We start from the raw sequence: 17,306 nt of genomic DNA on the forward strand, positions 1-17,306 counted from the left end.
GGAACATGGCGACGAACGCGATCTCCGACCCGGGCCGTCAGATGACACGGCTGGGCGTAGCCGGCCGGGGTGACCGCCCTTCGCCGTGTCCGGACCCGCTCGCGGCCCGGGTCAGCCGCGCGGCGCCGGAGTGGCCCCGCCCGGCCCGTTCTTCTGCGCGGGCGCCACGGCGGAGCCGTCCGTCCCCACGACCTTCCGCCCGTCCAGCGGGGCGTCCAGCGTCACCGGCAGGGTGTAGAACTTCGCCACCTTGACGCAGACGCCGCCCTTCTTCTCGGTGGAGGTCACGCGCACGGCGACCTTCCCGCCGGACTCCCGCGCCGTCGCCGCGTACGTCGCGCACACGCCCCCGGTGAAGTGCAGCGTCAGGGTCCGCCCGGCCGTCCCGTACCCCTGCACCCGTACGTCGTGCTCGTCCGTCCCGGCAGACGACGACGGCGCAGTCGGGGAGGTGGAACTCCCGGGCGCCACCAGGAACTTCGGCTCGACCGCCGGATGCGTCACGGTGAACTCCTTGCCGCCCCCGCCCGGCTCCACCCGGAACAGCCACGACGGCACCAGTGCCTGCCGCCCGTCCACGTAGTGCGCGGCGAGCCCGAACGTGGCCCCGGTGACCGAGACCGTCGTGGCGGCCGGCGGCCGCGGCGACGACGGCGTGCACCCGGCGCCCTCGCCGGAGCCGGCCGAACGCCCGTCCAGCGGCGCCGCGCTCGCGCAGCCGCCCACCGTGCCACGGTCGCCCGCCGCCGCGCTGTTCAGCCGCTCGATCGTCTCCTTCGCCCCCACCGTCGGGTACGTAGCACCCTCGACCGGCGCCTTCAGCTGCCCGCTGCCGCCGCTCACCCGGCCGTCCGCGCCGACCTGGATCCCGGTCGACCAGCCGTACGTGGGCAGGCCGCCCACCGTCGGATCGGCGTTGACCACCCGGGTGGCGCCCATGAGCTGGGTCGCGTCCAGCGCGGCGTCGTCCTGGCCCAGCGCCTTCAGGACCGGCGCCGCGCTCCGCTTCGCCGCGCTCTCGCTCACCGCGTCCTGCTCGCTCCCGCCGCCCGCCGGGTCCGGGCACTTCGCCGGGCCGGCGCACTTGCTGCCCGCCGACGGCGCGTATCGCGCGTAGGTCCAGGTCCCCGGCGCCGCCCGGTTCACCTGGAGCGAGGGCCCCGACCCGTCCCCGGCCGGGCCCAGGCGCCAGGCGCCGTCCACCAGGCGCGGTGTGCCGTGCACGTCGAAGGCGGCGGCGAGGGTGGCCACCTCGGCGGCCGTCACCGTGCCGGTGGCGCGGTAGACCGGGGCCTCGCCGGGGCCGTCCGGCAGCGTGCCGGTCGCCTTGTAGCGCGTGCCGTTCGGGTCCGGCTCGCCGGGCGCGATCCCGTTCGTCGTCCCCGGGCCGCCGCCTCGCGCGTAGCCGTCCAGGGCGAGCGGCGGGGGAGTGCCGCTGTCACCCGCGCCGGTGTGCTGGTCCTCGCCGCCGCCTGACGCGCTCGTCGCCAGGTACGCCCCACCGCCGCCGGCGAGCAGCACAGCCGCCGCGACCGAGGCGACGGCGAGCGTGCGTCGTCGCTGGTGCCGATCCTGCGTCTGCTCTTCGGTGCTCACTGCATCGCTCCTTCAGCCGCCACGTCTGTCCCGTGTCCCCCGGACGGGGGAGTGCACCAGGGCACGGCGATGGGACGTGAGAGGGGAGCGCGCGGTTCCCTGCCGGGCGCCGTCAGTCGCCGAAATCCGCCATGGCGTCGATGAGCCGGGCGGAGGCGGCGGGCACGACGACGCCGTGGATACCGGCCGCGGACGGCACGGCCGCCGGCCGGTCGGTCTCCCACGGGGCGCGCGGCAGCACCCAGTGCGGAACCATCCGCGCGCAGTCGCCGCGCAGGGCGGCGAGCCCGTCCTGGGCCATGAAGGACACGTCGTACGTCATGTCCGCACCGTAGACACGCCTGGTCTCCGGAGAAAAGCCCTACTATCGGGTAGTTTTCCGCACTTCGGCACTCTTCAGGGGAGGGCCCTCCACCGGATAGCGTGGACTGTCAACCCCTTTCCCCGCAGGAAGCGTGACCTCGCCGTGCGCATCGCAGTCACCGGATCCATCGCCACCGACCACCTGATGACCTTCCCCGGCCGCTTCGCCGACCAACTCGTCGCCGACCAGCTGCACACGGTCTCCCTCTCCTTCCTCGTCGACAACCTCGACGTGCGCCGGGGCGGAGTCGGCGCCAACATCGCCTTCGGCATGGGCCAGCTCGGCACCGGCCCGGTCCTCGTGGGCGCGGCCGGGTCCGACTTCGACGAGTACCGCGCCTGGCTGGAGCGGCACGGCGTGGACACCGACTCGGTCCGCATCTCCGAGACCCTGCACACCGCCCGCTTCGTCTGCACCACGGACGCCGACCACAACCAGATCGGCTCCTTCTACACCGGCGCGATGAGCGAGGCCCGCCTCATCGAGCTGAAGACCGTCGCCGACCGGGTGGGCGGTCTCGACCTGGTGCTCATCGGCGCGGACGACCCGGAAGGGATGATGCGCCACACCGAGGAGTGCCGCTCCCGCAAGATCCCCTTCGCCGCCGACTTCTCGCAGCAGATCGCCCGCATGAACGGCGAGGAGATCCGGCTCCTGCTCGACGGCGCCACGTACCTCTTCTCCAACGAGTACGAGAAGGGCCTCATCGAGTCGAAGACCGGCTGGACCGAGGCGGAGATCCTCGGCAGGGTCGGCCACCGCGTCACCACCCTCGGCGCGCGGGGCGTGCGCATCGAGCGGGTCGGCGAGGACCCCATCGAGGTCGGCTGCCCCGAGGAGAACGCCAAGGTCGACCCGACCGGCGTCGGCGACGCGTTCCGGGCGGGCTTCCTCTCGGGGCTCGTCTGGGGCGCCTCCCTGGAGCGGGCCGCGCAGGTCGGCTGCATGCTCGCGACGCTGGTCATCGAGACGCTGGGCACCCAGGAGTACGCGTTGGCTCGCGCCCCGTTCATGGACCGGTTCCGCAAGGCCTACGGCGACGAGGCCGCGGCCGAGGTCGAGTCCTACCTCAACTAGCACCCCGTAAGGGGCGCGGGGAACGGCGCGACCAGCCACAACGAAAGCCGCGGACGCGTCTGCTCATGCACCGAGCAGACGCGTCCGCGGCTTTTCGCGGGTTGCGCCGCCGTTCCCCGCGCTCCTTACGGGGCCCTGCGTACCTCATAGGCGACGGCCCCGTCCGGCCCGGGCGCAGCCCCCACGTACTCGTGGCCCTGCGTGAAACACCACGCCGGGATGTCAACGGCGGCGACCTCGTCATCGGCGACGACAGTCACCGTGCCGCCGGCCCGGACGCGGCCGATCGCCCGGGCCAGCTCGATCACCGGCCGCGGACAGGTCATGCCGATCGCGTCGACGGTCACCGCCTCCGCATCCCCGTCCGCCGGGGCCACCGGCACCCCGAGCTTCTCCCGCACCCCCCGCACCACCCCGGGCAGCACCTCCAGGAACCGCTCGACCTCCGCCTCCGCCACCCCGAGCGGCAGCGACACCCGTACGTTCCCCTCGCTCACCACACCCATGGCGCGCAGCACATGGCTGGGCGTCAGCGTGCTGCTGGTGCACGACGAGCCCGAGGAGACCGAGAAGCCGGCCCGGTCCAGCTCGTGCAGGACCGTCTCCCCGTCGACATAGAGACACGAGAACGTCAGCAGATGCGGCAGCCGCCGCTCCGGGTCCCCGACGACCTCCACGTCCGGCACCAGCCGGGGCAGCCGCGCCCGCATCCGGTCCGTCAACTCCCGCAGCCGCGCCGCCTCCCCGGCCGCCTCGGCCCGCACCGCCCGCAGCGAGGCGGCGGCGGCCACCACGGCCGGGATGTTCTCGAACCCCGCCGCCCGCCCGGACTCCCGCTCGTCCGCGGGCCCCCGCGGCGCGAACCGCACCCCCTTGCGCACGGCGAGCACCCCGACCCCGGCCGGGCCGCCCCACTTGTGCGCGCTGCCGGCCAGCACCGACCAGCCCGCCGCCACCGGCCCCCAGGCCAGCGACTGCGCCGCGTCCACGAAGAGCGGCACCCCCGCGGCCCGGCACGCCTCGGCCACCTCCGCCACGGGCTGGACCGTGCCCACCTCGTGGTTGGCCGACTGCAGACAGGCCAGGGCGGTGTCCGGCCGCAGGGCATCGGCGTAGCCCGCGGCGGACACCGCGCCCTCCCGCCCGACGCCCACCTCGGTCACCGCGCCGCCGCCGTGCTCGTGGGCCGCCGCCGAATGGAGGACGGCCGAGTGCTCCACCGCGGAGACCACCAGGTGCCGTCCGACACGCCGACGGCCGGCGAGCGCGCCGGCGATCCCCTCGTGCACGGCGCGCGTCCCCGAGGCGGTGAAGACCAGCTCGTCGGGCCGGCACCCCACCGCCTCGGCGGCCGCCTCGCGCGCGGCGTCAAGGAGAAGCCGCGCCTTTCGTCCTTCCCGGTACAACCGGGACGGATCGGCCCACCCGTCATCAAGGGAGGCCAGCAGCGCCTGCCGGGCAACGGGATGAAGAGGGGCGGAGGAGGCGACATCGAAATAGGACACGCCCCTACGCTAGGGCGCCCGCGCGCCGGGGCGCCCCGCCAGGGGTGCGGGGAACTGCGCGAGCAACCACGACGGACCGGCAGTCGCCACCCGGCGGGAGAACCCGAGCTGTCAGGCGTACCGAGACCCCGTCAGAAACCCCCAATAGGGCAGGATCCCACCCTTCGGAGTGACCCGCGGCGCGTTAGGCACCCTCCCCGCGCGACCCCAAATAGCGTCCAGTAGGGTTTGGTCCGCATAAACATCCAAACCCCTGCCCGTGTGCCAGGGCGGCGAGCGACCAGCGAGACGGCCGTAGCCAACCAGCGCGGGCGAGACTCTCGGGAAGGCGCTACGTGAGTCCCAACGGCTCCGACCGCTCGTCGCGGCGCCCGATGCGGCGGAAGCTGCCGCAGGTGCTGACTGCGGGCCTGATCCTGGTAACCGCAACCGGTTGCACATACAAGGACTTCCCCCGTCTTGGTATGCCCACTCCGGTGACGGAAGAGGGCCCACGGATCCTCTCCCTCTGGCAGGGCTCGTGGGCGGCAGCGCTCGCCACGGGCGTGCTGGTGTGGGGGCTGATCCTGTGGAGTGTCATCTTCCACCGGCGTAGCCGCACCAAGATCGAGGTTCCGACGCAGACGCGGTACAACATGCCGCTCGAGGCCCTCTACACGGTCGTTCCTCTGATCATCGTGTCGGTCCTCTTCTACTTCACCGCGCGCGACGAGTCGAAGCTGCTCAAGCTCGACGACAAGCCGGCGCACACCGTCAACGTGGTCGGCTACCAGTGGAGCTGGGGCTTCAACTACGTCGAGAACGTGCCCGGTGTCGACGGTGACGCGAAGACCTCCAAGGAGCTCTCCGCGATCCCGCAGCGCTTCAAGGACGACTTCCCGGCGAACGCCGGTGGTGTCTACGAGGTGGGTACCCCCGGTACGCGGAACCCTCAGACGCACAACCCCGGCCCGACCCTCTGGCTCCCCAAGGGCGAGAAGGTCCGGTTCGTCCTCACTTCGCGGGACGTCATCCACTCCTTCTGGGTGGTGCCGTTCCTCATGAAGCAGGACGTCATCCCGGGCCACACCAACTCGTTCGAGGTGACCCCGAACAAGGAGGGGACCTTCCTGGGCAAGTGCGCCGAGCTGTGCGGCGTCGACCACTCCCGGATGCTCTTCAACGTGAAGGTCGTCTCTCCTGAGCGCTACGAGCAGCACCTCAAGGACCTTGCCAAGAAGGGGCAGACCGGTTACGTCCCGGCTGGCATCGCCCAGACGGAACACGAGAAGAACCGGGAGACGAACAACCTGTGAGCATCCTCAACGATCCCAAGGGTGCCGCGGCAGCTGAAGACTCGTACGAGAACGAGCTGCCGGCTCGGCCCAAGAGCCCGGGCGCGACCGTGATCAAGTGGCTGACCACCACCGACCACAAGACGATCGGCACGCTGTACCTGGCCACATCGTTCGCGTTCTTCTGCATCGGCGGTCTGCTCGCGCTCTTCATGCGCGCCGAGCTGGCCCGTCCCGGCACGCAGATCATGTCGAACGAGCAGTTCAACCAGGCGTTCACGATGCACGGCACGATCATGCTGCTGATGTTCGCGACGCCGCTGTTCGCGGGCTTCGCGAACTGGATCATGCCGCTGCAGATCGGCGCCCCCGACGTCGCGTTCCCGCGGCTGAACATGTTCGCCTACTGGCTGTACCTGTTCGGCTCGCTGATCGCGGTCGCCGGCTTCCTCACCCCGCAGGGCGCCGCCGACTTCGGCTGGTTCGCCTACAGCCCGCTCTCGGACGCCGTCCGGTCGCCGGGCATCGGCGCCGACATGTGGATCATGGGTCTGGCCTTCTCCGGCTTCGGCACGATCCTCGGCTCGGTCAACTTCATCACCACGATCATCTGCATGCGCGCTCCCGGCATGACGATGTTCCGCATGCCGATCTTCGTGTGGAACGTGCTGCTCACCGGTGTGCTGGTCCTGCTGGCCTTCCCGGTGCTCGCCGCCGCGCTGTTCGCCCTGGAGGCGGACCGCAAGTTCGGAGCGCACGTCTTCGATGCCGCGAACGGCGGCGCGTTGCTCTGGCAACACCTCTTCTGGTTCTTCGGCCATCCAGAGGTGTACATCATCGCCCTGCCATTCTTCGGAATCATTTCCGAAGTGATCCCGGTGTTCTCGAGAAAGCCGATGTTCGGTTACTCGGGCCTCATCGGGGCGACCATCGCCATCGCCGGCCTCTCCGTGACCGTGTGGGCGCACCACATGTACGTGACCGGTGGCGTGCTGCTCCCGTTCTTCTCCTTCATGACGTTCTTGATCGCTGTACCAACAGGCGTGAAGTTCTTCAACTGGATCGGGACGATGTGGAAGGGCTCACTGTCCTTCGAGACACCGATGCTCTGGGCGATCGGCTTCCTGATCACCTTCACCTTCGGTGGTCTGACCGGCGTGATCCTGGCGGCCCCGCCGCTGGACTTCCACATCTCGGACTCGTACTTCGTGGTGGCGCACTTCCACTACGTGGTGTTCGGCACCGTCGTCTTCGCGATGTTCTCCGGCTTCCACTTCTGGTGGCCGAAGTTCACCGGCAAGATGCTCGACGAGCGGCTCGGCAAGATCACCTTCTGGACGCTGTTCTGCGGCTTCCACGGCACGTTCCTGGTCCAGCACTGGCTGGGCGTCGAGGGCATGCCGCGCCGGTACGCGGACTACCTCGCGGTCGACGGCTTCACCGCCCTGAACACGGTCTCGACGATCTCCTCGTTCGTGCTCGGCCTGTCGATCCTGCCGTTCTTCTACAACGTGTGGAAGACCGCCAAGTACGGCAAGAAGATCGAGGTCGACGACCCGTGGGGCTACGGCCGCTCGCTCGAATGGGCGACGTCCTGCCCGCCGCCGCGGCACAACTTCCTCACCCTGCCGCGGATCCGCTCGGAATCGCCGGCGTTCGACCTGCATCACCCTGAGATCGCGGCCTTGGACCAGCTGGAGAACTCCGGCCATGGTGACAAGGCGCTGGCTGGCAGCAAGGAGGCCGGCAAGTGAAGGTCCAAGGCAAGATGTTCATCTGGCTGAGCCTCTTCGTCCTGATCATGGCCGGTGTCTACGGCGTGTGGTCGAAGGAGCCGGCCGGTACGACGGCGCTCTTCCTGGCGTTCGGTCTGTGCATCATGATCGGCTACTACCTGGCCTTCACGGCCCGGCGGGTCGACACCGGCGCGCAGGACAACAAGGAAGCCGACGTCGCGGACGACGCCGGCGAGGTGGGCTTCTTCAGCCCGCACTCCTGGCAGCCGCTCTCCCTGGCCGTCGGTGGCGCGCTCGCCTTCCTGGGCGTCGTCTTCGGCTGGTGGCTGCTGTACTTCTCGGCCCCCGTCATCATGTTCGGCCTGTGGGGCTGGGTCTTCGAGTACTACCGCGGTGAGAACCAGAACCAGTAGCACCCTCCGGTTCTGACGGCACGCGGCGAAGGGCCCGGACACTCCCGAGGGAGCGTCCGGGCCCTTCGGCGTGTCGGCCGTGCCCCGACCGGCTCATTTCACCGCGCTGGACGCGGCGAACCTTCTTACGGTGTGGTCATGGACCACTCTCCGCGCATCCGTACGGTTCTTGGCTGCAGCCTGCTGGTGGCCGCACTCGGTGCGGGCCTCACGGCCTGCGGCAGCTCCGGCCACCCGCTCTCCGCCAAGCCCTACGACGCGGCGAGCCAGATCTCCTTCAGCGGGCCCGTGGGGGGTCGGAAGGCGGACCCCGACAAGCCCCTGGAAGTCAGCGCCCAGGGCGACGAGGGACGCATCACCGACGTCACCGCCACGGACGCCCAGGGGCGCTACGTGGCGGGCGAACTCTCCGCCGACGGCCGCAGGTGGCACACCACCTCCCCACTGGCCGCGGACGCCCGGTACACCGTCCGGGTCAGCACCATGGACGAGGACGGCGCGCCCGGCCGCAAGGTCCTCTCCCTCGAGACGGGCAGCCCGGGCAAGGAGCGGGCCCTGAAGGCCACGTTCGGCCCCGAGCACGGCACGTACGGCGTCGGCCAGCCCATCACGGCCGAGCTGAACAAGCCGGTCAAGGACGAGAAGGCCCGCGCCGTCGTGGAGCGGGCCCTGAAGGTCAGCTCCGAACCGGCCGCGGACGGCGGCTCCTGGTACTGGGTGGACAGCAAGACGCTGCACTACCGCCCCAAGGAGTACTGGCCCGCCCACGCCACCATCACGGTCCGCAGCAACCTCCAGGGCCTCAAGGTCGGCGAAGGGCTCTGGGGCGGCGAGAGCAAGCCGCTGACGCTCACCACGGGCGACCGCATCGAGGCGGTCACCGACGCGGGCTCGCACTCCATGACGGTCTACCGCAACGGCAAGGCCATCAACGAGATCCCGGTCACCACGGGCAAGCCCGGCTTCGACACCCGCAACGGCGTCAAGGTCGTGCTGGGCAAGGAGTACTACGTACGTATGCGCGGTGAGAGCATCGGCATCGCCGCCGGCTCCTCGGACTCCTACGACCTGCCCGTGTACTACGCGACCCGCGTCACCTGGAGCGGCGAGTACGTGCACGCCGCGCCCTGGTCCACCGGCTCCCAGGGGTACGCCAACGTCAGCCACGGCTGCACCGGCATGAGCACCGGCAACGCCGCCTGGTTCTTCAACACCGTGCGCGAGGGCGACATCGTGAAGGTCGTCAACAGCTCCGGCGCCGAGATGGACCCGTTCGGGAACGGATTCGGCGACTGGAACCTCAGCTGGAAGAAGTGGGGCGAGGGCAGCGCCCTGTCCGCCACCGCCACCGGCAAGGCCGACCCGGTCAGCCAGGCGCGGCTGAGCCCGGAGGTCTGAGCCCGCCGGTGTGAGACTTCCGGCTCCGGTACGCCGAGGGCGTACCGGAGCCGTCGGCGGAGCCGGGGGCGTCAGGCGCTGACGGCCTGGCGGGAGCGGAGCAGGGAGGCCAGCGCGGCCGGGAAGTCGACCGGGTCGACCGGCAGCGTCACCGCCGCCTCAGCGCGGCTCCACGTGGCCAGCCAGGCGTCCTGCGGGCGGCCGATCAGCAGCAGCACCGGCGGGCAGCGGAAGACCTCGTCCTTGATCTGCCGGCACACGCCCATCCCGCCCGCGGGGGCCGCCTCGCCGTCCAGGACGACGACGTCGATGCCGCCCCGGTCCAGCTCCTTGAGGACGGCGGGCAGGGTCGCGCACTCGATGAACTGGACCTCGGGGACGTCCGACGCGGGCCGGCGACCGGTCGCGAGCCGGACCTGCTCCCGCGTGTGGGCGTCGTCGCTGTAGACCAGAACCGTCGCGGTCGACTGCATCGTTCCTCCGAGGCGTTGTCAGTCTGGGGCGTCTTGCGGTGTCCTCGGCGCGGAGCCTACTCCTCCCGACACCCCGTCAACACCGGTTCGCACAGCCCTCCGCTGGGCCATATGGGCTGGACACACCCCCCAGACACTCCGAACGGCACCCCCCGGAGTGAGGGCGAGATAAGCGACCGACATAATGTCGGTCGTGGCGACAGCAACGACAGTAGAAACCGGGCACGCGCACCCGTCGGTCAATCGACCGAACCTCACCAGCGTCGGAACCATCATCTGGCTGAGTTCCGAGCTGATGTTCTTCGCGGCCCTCTTCGCGATGTACTTCACCCTGCGATCGGTGACGGGACCGGATCACTGGAAGGAAATGGCGTCCAGCCTGAACCTTCCGTTCTCGGCGACGAACACCACGATCCTGGTGCTCTCCTCACTCACCTGCCAGCTCGGCGTCTTCGCCGCCGAGCGCGGTGACGTGAAGAAGCTCAGAATGTGGTTCATCGTCACCTTCATCATGGGTGCGATCTTCATCGGCGGTCAGGTCTTCGAGTACACCGAACTGGTCAAGAAGGACGGGCTCTCGCTCTCCTCCGACCCGTACGGCTCGGTGTTCTACCTGACCACCGGCTTCCACGGCATGCACGTGACAGGCGGGCTCATCGCCTTCCTGTTCGTCCTCGGCAGGACGTACGCGGCCCGGAGGTTCACCCACGAGCAGGCGACCGCCGCCATCGTCGTGTCCTACTACTGGCACTTCGTCGACGTCGTCTGGATCGGCCTCTTCGCCACGATCTACCTGATCAAGTAGTCCGAAGATCACAGCATCGGGCGCAGAACCCGACACATTCCCGCAGCACCGACGCAGAAGATCCTGACACCGGGGTAATCCGTGAAAAAGCTCTCCGCACGACGACGCCATCCGCTGGCGGCGGTCGTCGTCCTACTCCTCGCGCTGGCGGCCACCGGGGGGCTGTACGCCGCGTTCGCGCCCGCGAGCAAGGCGCAGGCCGATGAAACCGCCCAGTCCCTCGCCATCGACGAGGGCAAGAAGCTCTACTCCGTCGGCTGCGCCAGCTGCCACGGAACCGGCGGTCAGGGCAGCACCGACGGCCCGAGCCTGGTGGGCGTCGGCTCTGCCGCCGTCGACTTCCAGGTCGGTACGGGCCGCATGCCGGCCCAGCAGCCGGGCGCTCAGGTCCCGAAGAAGAAGGTCATCTACTCGCAGGCCGAGATCGACCAGCTCGCGGCGTACATCGCCTCGCTGGGCGCCGGTCCTGTCGCGCCGACCTCGAAGGACTACAACCCGGACGGCGCGGACATCGCCAAGGGTGGCGAACTGTTCCGCACCAACTGCGCGCAGTGCCACAACTTCACCGGTGAAGGCGGCGCGCTGACGCACGGCAAGTTCGCGCCGAACCTCGGGGATGTCGCTCCCAAGCACATCTACGAGGCCATGCAGACCGGCCCGCAGAACATGCCGTCCTTCCCGGACACGACGATGACCAAGCAGAACAAGAAGGACATCATCGCGTACCTCGACGCGGTCAACGGCGACAAGTCGGAGAGCCCCGGCGGCCTCAAGCTGGGCGGGCTCGGCCCGGTCAGCGAGGGTCTGTTCGCCTGGATCTTCGGTCTCGGCGCCCTGGTCGCCGTCGCCATCTGGGTCGCCGCTCGGACCGCAAAGGCCAAGAAGTCATGAGTAGCCAAGACATTCCAGAAGAGAACCTGCCCACCGAGCAGGAGACCGGGCACGGCTCGGTCCAGGTGAAGGACAACCCCTTCGCCGACCCGGGGCTGCCCGAGCACGAGCACCGGATCCAGGACATCGAGGAGCGGGCCGCCCGGCGGTCCGAGCGCGTCGTGGCGATGCTGTTCACGATCTCGATGCTGGCCACCGTCGCGTTCATCGCCTCGTACGTCGCCATCGACGTCGACCAGAGCATCTACGTCTTCCCGATCGGGCACATCAGCGCGCTCAACTTCGCGCTCGGCCTGACCCTGGGCGTGGCCCTGTTCTGCATCGGCGCGGGCGCGGTCCACTGGGCCCGCACCCTGATGTCCGACGTCGAGGTCGCCGCCGAGCGTCACCCGATCGAGGCCGAGCCCGAGGTCCGGGCCAAGGTCCTGTCGGACTTCGCCGACGGCGCGCGCGAGTCGCAGTTCGGCCGGCGCAAGCTGATCCGCAACACGCTCTTCGGCGCGCTGGCCCTGGTGCCGCTCTCCGGCGTCGTGCTCCTGCGCGACCTCGGGCCGCTGCCCGAGAAGAAGCTGCGCACCACGGCCTGGAAGAAGGGCCTCAAGCTCGTCAACATGAACACGAACGAGCCGCTGCGTGCCTCGGACATCGCGGTCGGTTCGCTCACCTTCGCCAAGCCCGAGGGCGTGGAGGAGCACGACGAGGACTTCCAGCAGGTCATGGGCAAGGCCGCGCTGATGCTGGTCCGCATCCAGCCGGAGAACATCAAGGACAAGCGCGAGCTGGCCTGGTCCCACGAGGGCGTCGTTGCGTACTCGAAGATCTGCACCCACGTCGGTTGCCCGATCTCCCTGTACGAGCAGCAGACGCACCACGTGCTGTGCCCGTGCCACCAGTCCACCTTCGACCTCTCCGACGGTGCGCGGGTGATCTTCGGACCCGCCGGTCACGCGCTGCCGCAGTTGCACATCGACGTCGATGACGAGGGTTACCTCGTGGCGCAGGGCGACTTCGCCGAGCCCGTCGGCCCTGCCTTCTGGGAGCGCGGATGAGTACTACGACCACCAATGACGCGCCTTCTCGCGAGAAGGCACCGGCCGGCGAGCGCGTCGCCGACTGGGCGGACGGCCGCCTGGGGATCTACTCCCTGGCCAAGTCCAACATGCGCAAGATCTTCCCGGACCACTGGTCCTTCATGCTCGGTGAGATCTGCCTCTACAGCTTCATCATCATCATCCTCACGGGTGTGTACCTGACGCTGTTCTTCCACCCGTCGATGAACGAGGTGACGTACAACGGCAGCTATGTCCCGCTCAAGGGACAGCTGATGTCGGAGGCGTTCAACTCGACCATGCACATCTCCTTCGATGTGCGCGGTGGTCTGCTGATCCGGCAGATCCACCACTGGGCGGCGCTGATCTTCCTCGCCGGCATGTTCGTGCACATGATGCGCGTCTTCTTCACGGGTGCGTTCCGCAAGCCGCGTGAGGTCAACTGGCTGTTCGGCTTCCTGCTGTTCGTCCTCGGCATGTTCACCGGCTTCACCGGTTACTCGCTCCCCGACGACCTGCTCTCCGGCACCGGTGTCCGCTTCATGGAGGGCGCGGTCCTGTCCGTGCCGATCGTCGGCACGTACCTGTCGTTCTTCCTCTTCGGCGGCGAGTTCCCGGGCGGCGACTTCGTCGCGCGGTTCTACTCGGTCCACATCCTGCTGCTGCCGGGCATCATGCTCGGCCTGCTGGTGGCCCACCTGATCCTGGTCTTCTACCACAAGCACACGCAGTTCGCGGGTGCCGGAAAGACCGAGAAGAACGTCGTCGGCATGCCGCTGCTGCCGGTCTACATGGCCAAGGCGGGTGGCTTCTTCTTCCTGGTCTTCGGTGTCATCGCGGTCGTCGCGGCCATCGCCTCGATCAACCCGATCTGGGCCATCGGCCCGTACCGCATCGACCAGGTCTCCACCGGCGCGCAGCCCGACTGGTACATGGGCTTCTCCGAGGGCCTGATCCGTACGATGCCGGGCTGGGAGATCAACCTCTGGGGCCACACGCTCGTCCTGGGCGTCTTCGTCCCGCTGGTCATCTTCCCGCTGGTCCTGGTCGCGATCGCGGTCTACCCGTTCATCGAGTCCTGGGTCACCGGCGACAAGCGCGAGCACCACATCCTGGACCGCCCGCGCAACGTCCCGACGCGCACCGCCTTCGGTGCCGCCTGGATCTCCTGGTACTTCGTCCTGCTCGTCGGTGGTGGCAACGACCTCTGGGCCACGCACTTCCACCTGTCGATCAACGCGATCACCTGGTTCGTCCGGGTCGGCTTCTTCGTCGTGCCGGTCCTCGTCTTCATCGCCACCAAGCGGATCTGCCTCGGCCTCCAGCGCCGGGACCGGGACAAGGTGCTGCACGGACGCGAGTCCGGCATCATCAAGCGCCTGCCGCACGGTGAGTTCGTCGAGGTCCACGAGCCGCTCGGTGCCGAGGCGCTGCACACGCTCACCGCGCACGAGCAGTACAAGCCGGTCGAGATCGGCCCCTCGGTCGACGAGAACGGTGTCGAGCGCAAGACGTCGCGCCTGCAGAAGACGCGCGCCAAGCTCTCGAAGGGCTTCTACGGGGAGAACAACCAGATCCCCAAGCCCACCGCCGAGGAGTACAAGGAGATCACCAGCGGCCACGGCCACCACTGATCTCCGCGCTGTCCGCCACGGCAGGAGCCCTCGTCCAGGCACTGGACGGGGGCTCTTTGCCGTCCGCGGCGCTGGATAAGGTGGGTGGCGATCCGTCCCCCATGACACCGAGCAGGAGCGGCCATGAGCGCTTTGAACCCCGCTGGAGGCGACACCGCGGCGGCCCGTTCCTGGCCCACTGTGCTGAACGGCCTGCTGGAGGGCCGCGACCAGAGCGCCGACGACACCGCGTGGGCGATGGACCGCATCATGAGCGGTGAGGCGACCGACGCGCAGATCGCCGCGTTCGTGGTCGCCCTGCGCGCCAAGGGCGAGACGGTCCAGGAGATCACCGGCCTGGTCCGCGGGATGTACGAGCACGCCAACACCATCGAGGTGCCCGGCGAGACCGTCGACATCGTGGGGACCGGCGGGGACGGCGCCAAGACCGTCAACATCTCCACCATGTCCGCCATCGTGATCGCGGGGGCGGGCGCCAAGGTCGTCAAGCACGGCAACCGCGCCGCCTCCTCGGCCTCGGGCTCCTCGGACGTCCTGGAGAAGCTGGGCGTCAACCTGGATCTGCCGCCCGCGCGCGTCCCGCGCGTCGCCGAGGAAGCGGGGATCACCTTCTGCTTCGCGATCAAGTTCCACCCGGCGCTGCGGCACGCGGGTGCGGCCCGCGGCCAGATCGGCATCCGTACGGTCTTCAACCTGCTCGGCCCGCTGACCAACCCGGCCCGGGTACGGGCGCAGGCGGTCGGGGTCGCCGACCCGCGGATGGCGCCCGTGGTGGCCGGGGTCTTCGCCGAGCGCGGGAACTCCTCGCTGGTCTTCCGCGGCGACGACGGGCTCGACGAGCTGACCATCACCGGCACCTCGCGGGTCTGGGTGGTGCGCGACGGCTCGGTGCGCGAGGAGGTCTTCGACCCGCGGGAGGTGGGCATCGCGACCGTGGGGATCGAGGCGCTGCGCGGCGGGGATCCGTCGTACAACGCCGAGGTCGCCCGGCGCCTCCTCGACGGGGAGCGCGGCCCGGTCCGCGACGCCGTCCTGCTGAACTCGGCCGCCGCGCTCGTCGCCGTCCGGCCGGGCCCGGGGACGCTCACCGAGCAGCTCCGGGCCGGCATGGACCGGGCCGCCGAGTCGATCGACTCCGGCGCCGCCAAGGCGGCCCTGGAGCGCTGGGTCGCCGCCAGCAACCGGTGACCACCCGCGTGGTGTGACGCGAGGCGCAGTCCACATGTCTCAGGAACTGGACTGCGCCCTTGCCGTATCCGGAAGGTATGGCAGGATTCTGTCCAAGGTCATGAGTGACAGCGATCGAGGCCCCAGCCCGCTGTCCGGCAACCCTCCGTCCGTGGCGGGGTGCCCTGGGTGAAGACCAGGCCGTACGCAGCAAGGCGTATGGCAAGCGCGGACCCCTCGCAACCCTGGGGTCCTGGTCCTCAAGGGAGCAGTCTCGTGAGCAAGCGAATGCGATAGGGCGTCTCGGCCCCGCCTCCGCGTACCCGGTTCCTCTTTTCTCCCCATGCCGTCGAGCCCTGTTCCGTAGCGCTCGGACGTAGCTCCGGCATGGTCGATTCGCTTACCTCGCCAGGGAGTTCAGCCATGTCCGTTTCCGTCGACGCCGCCGCCTGTACCCAGACCGCCGCCCCGCTGCCCGTGCTCGGCCGCGACGTGACCGTGCCGCTCGTCACCGGCGGCGAGGTGACCTACGCCGCCCTCGACTACGCCGCCAGCGCGCCGGCCCTGCAGCGGGTGTGGGACGACGTCGCCGCCTACGCGCCCTACTACGGCAGCGTGCACCGCGGTGCCGGGTACCTCTCCCAGCTGTCGACCGACCTGTTCGAGACCTCCCGGGCCACCGTCGCCGCGTTCCTCGGCTGCCGCGCGGACGACCAGCTCGTCTTCACCCGCTCCACCACCGACTCGCTCAACCTGCTCGCCGCCGCGCTCCCCGCCGGCTGCCAGGTCTTCGTCTTCGAGACCGAGCACCACGCCTCCCTGCTGCCCTGGCGCAACGCCGAGGTGACGTACCTGAACGCGCCGCGCACCCCAGGCGAGGCCGTCGCGACCCTGGAGCGGGCCCTCGCCGACCGCGACCCCTCCCCAAGCTCCCCACTTCGTTCGAGCGGGGGAGGCCCCAAGGGCCCGGCCCTGGTCTGCGTGACCGGCGCCTCGAACGTCACCGGTGAGCTGTGGCCGGTGCGCGAGCTGGCGGCGGTTGCGCACGCGCACGGCGCCCGCATCGTGCTCGACGCCGCGCAGCTCGCCCCGCACCACCCGGTCTCCGTCCAGGAGCTGGACGTCGACTGGATCGCCTTCTCCGGCCACAAGCTGTACGCGCCCTTCGGCTCCGGGGTGCTCGCCGGACGCGCCGACTGGCTGCGCGCCGCCGAGCCCTACCTCGCCGGCGGCGGCGCCTCCCGCACGGTCGCGCGCCGCGCCGACGGCGGGGTGGACGTGGAGTGGCACGACAGCGCCGCCCGGCACGAGGCCGGTTCGCCGAACGTCATCGGCGTCTACTCCATCGCCTCCGCCTGCAAGGCGCTCACCGAGGCGGGTTTCGAGGATCTGGTCGCCCGCGAGCAGCACCTGATCCGCACGGTGCGCGCGGGGCTCGCCGAGGTGCCCGAGGTGAAGGTGCTCTCCCTCTTCGGGGACGACGCCCCGCGCGTCGGGGTCCTCTCCTTCGTGGTCGAGGGCTGGAACTCCTCGCACTTCGCCGCCGCGCTCTCCGCCGAGTACGGCATCGGCGTGCGGGACGGCCTGTTCTGCGCCCACCCGCTCGTACGGACACTGCTCGGCTCCGACCCGGGCACCCAGGGCGAGTGCGGGGCGCCCGAGGCGGCGCCGGGGGAGACGTCGCTGAACGCGATCCGGGTCAGCTTCGGCGCGGGGACGCCGGACGAGCACGTCGAGCGGTTCGTCGGCGCCGTGAAGGAACTGGTCCGGGACGGCGCGAAGTGGGCCTACCGCACCGAAGAAGGCCGCTGCGTCCCGGCCCCGTAAGGGGCGCGGGGAACGGCGCGCTCAGCCACGACGAAAGCGCCGCCCGCGTGGTGCAGGACGAACAGGCGCAAGGCAGGACGGTCGGCGTCCATCGCAC

15 protein-coding genes and 1 riboswitch are annotated in these 17,306 nt (G+C 69.9%); of the genes, 11 read left to right on the forward strand and 4 right to left on the reverse strand.

The window, feature by feature from the left end; genetic code table 11:
• Window positions 1-111: 111 nt before the first annotated feature.
• Window positions 112-1,596, reverse strand: coding sequence for a hypothetical protein (locus ABZY33_RS34035; RefSeq protein ID WP_356495582.1), 1,485 nt, complete (start codon window positions 1,594-1,596; stop codon window positions 112-114).
• A gap of 112 nt (window positions 1,597-1,708) precedes the next feature.
• Window positions 1,709-1,918, reverse strand: a complete 210-nt coding sequence (locus ABZY33_RS34040) for a hypothetical protein (protein ID WP_356495583.1) — start codon at window positions 1,916-1,918, stop codon at window positions 1,709-1,711.
• Window positions 1,919-2,062: 144 nt separating this feature from the next.
• On the opposite strand from ABZY33_RS34040, the gene ABZY33_RS34045 reads away from it, so the two are divergent.
• Complete coding sequence (locus ABZY33_RS34045) at window positions 2,063-3,037, forward strand: carbohydrate kinase family protein (RefSeq protein ID WP_356495584.1); 975 nt, start codon at window positions 2,063-2,065, stop codon at window positions 3,035-3,037.
• 125 nt (window positions 3,038-3,162) lie between these two features.
• Here ABZY33_RS34045 and ABZY33_RS34050 read toward each other — a convergent pair whose 3' ends face one another.
• A complete protein-coding gene (locus ABZY33_RS34050; protein ID WP_356495585.1) occupies window positions 3,163-4,542 on the reverse strand; it encodes an aminotransferase class V-fold PLP-dependent enzyme in 1,380 nt (459 codons plus the stop codon).
• 335 nt (window positions 4,543-4,877) lie between these two features.
• Between ABZY33_RS34050 and coxB the strand changes: the two genes are divergently transcribed.
• From coxB to ABZY33_RS34070, 4 genes are all read left to right on the forward strand, one after another.
• On the forward strand, window positions 4,878-5,837 hold the full coding sequence (coxB, locus tag ABZY33_RS34055; protein WP_356495586.1) for a cytochrome c oxidase subunit II: 960 nt from the start codon (window positions 4,878-4,880) through the stop codon (window positions 5,835-5,837).
• Window positions 5,834-7,570: a cytochrome c oxidase subunit I gene (gene ctaD / locus ABZY33_RS34060; RefSeq protein ID WP_356495587.1), complete on the forward strand. Its 1,737-nt coding sequence runs from the start codon at window positions 5,834-5,836 to the stop codon at window positions 7,568-7,570. Before coxB ends, ctaD begins: the two co-directional genes overlap by 4 nt.
• The gene (locus ABZY33_RS34065) at window positions 7,567-7,965 is read left to right on the forward strand and encodes a cytochrome c oxidase subunit 4 (protein ID WP_356495588.1); all 399 of its coding nucleotides are present in this window, start codon (window positions 7,567-7,569) and stop codon (window positions 7,963-7,965) included. The genes ctaD and ABZY33_RS34065 overlap by 4 nt, the downstream gene beginning before the upstream one ends.
• Before the next feature lie 138 nt (window positions 7,966-8,103).
• Window positions 8,104-9,363, forward strand: a complete 1,260-nt coding sequence (locus ABZY33_RS34070; RefSeq protein ID WP_356495589.1) for an Ig-like domain-containing protein — start codon at window positions 8,104-8,106, stop codon at window positions 9,361-9,363.
• 71 nt (window positions 9,364-9,434) lie between these two features.
• Here the strand turns inward: ABZY33_RS34070 and ABZY33_RS34075 are convergent, their stop codons facing one another.
• Window positions 9,435-9,836 carry a hypothetical protein gene (locus ABZY33_RS34075; protein ID WP_356495590.1) on the reverse strand — a complete coding sequence of 134 codons (402 nt, stop codon included), beginning with the start codon at window positions 9,834-9,836 and terminating at the stop codon, window positions 9,435-9,437.
• 184 nt (window positions 9,837-10,020) lie between these two features.
• Here ABZY33_RS34075 and ABZY33_RS34080 point away from each other — a divergent pair, with 184 nt between their 5' ends.
• From ABZY33_RS34080 to ABZY33_RS34105, 6 genes are all read left to right on the forward strand, one after another.
• Window positions 10,021-10,641: a heme-copper oxidase subunit III gene (locus ABZY33_RS34080; protein ID WP_356495591.1), complete on the forward strand. Its 621-nt coding sequence runs from the start codon at window positions 10,021-10,023 to the stop codon at window positions 10,639-10,641.
• An 81-nt stretch (window positions 10,642-10,722) separates the two neighbouring features.
• Entirely contained in the window at window positions 10,723-11,532 is an 810-nt protein-coding gene (locus tag ABZY33_RS34085; RefSeq protein WP_356495592.1) for a c-type cytochrome, read from the forward strand.
• Window positions 11,529-12,581 carry a Rieske 2Fe-2S domain-containing protein gene (locus tag ABZY33_RS34090; RefSeq protein ID WP_356495593.1) on the forward strand — a complete coding sequence of 351 codons (1,053 nt, stop codon included), beginning with the start codon at window positions 11,529-11,531 and terminating at the stop codon, window positions 12,579-12,581. Before ABZY33_RS34085 ends, ABZY33_RS34090 begins: the two co-directional genes overlap by 4 nt.
• Window positions 12,578-14,215: a cytochrome bc complex cytochrome b subunit gene (locus ABZY33_RS34095; protein ID WP_356495594.1), complete on the forward strand. Its 1,638-nt coding sequence runs from the start codon at window positions 12,578-12,580 to the stop codon at window positions 14,213-14,215. The genes ABZY33_RS34090 and ABZY33_RS34095 overlap by 4 nt, the downstream gene beginning before the upstream one ends.
• A gap of 123 nt (window positions 14,216-14,338) precedes the next feature.
• Entirely contained in the window at window positions 14,339-15,403 is a 1,065-nt protein-coding gene (gene trpD / locus ABZY33_RS34100; RefSeq protein ID WP_356495595.1) for an anthranilate phosphoribosyltransferase, read from the forward strand.
• Window positions 15,404-15,499: 96 nt separating this feature from the next.
• Window positions 15,500-15,617, forward strand: a riboswitch (SAM riboswitch).
• Between the two features lie 188 nt (window positions 15,618-15,805).
• Window positions 15,806-17,209, forward strand: a complete 1,404-nt coding sequence (locus tag ABZY33_RS34105) for an aminotransferase class V-fold PLP-dependent enzyme (RefSeq protein WP_356495596.1) — start codon at window positions 15,806-15,808, stop codon at window positions 17,207-17,209.
• The last annotated feature ends 97 nt before the right edge of the window (window positions 17,210-17,306 follow it).

Source organism: Streptomyces sp. NPDC006552 (genome assembly GCF_040611655.1).
In the GTDB taxonomy this organism is placed as follows: domain Bacteria; phylum Actinomycetota; class Actinomycetes; order Streptomycetales; family Streptomycetaceae; genus Streptomyces.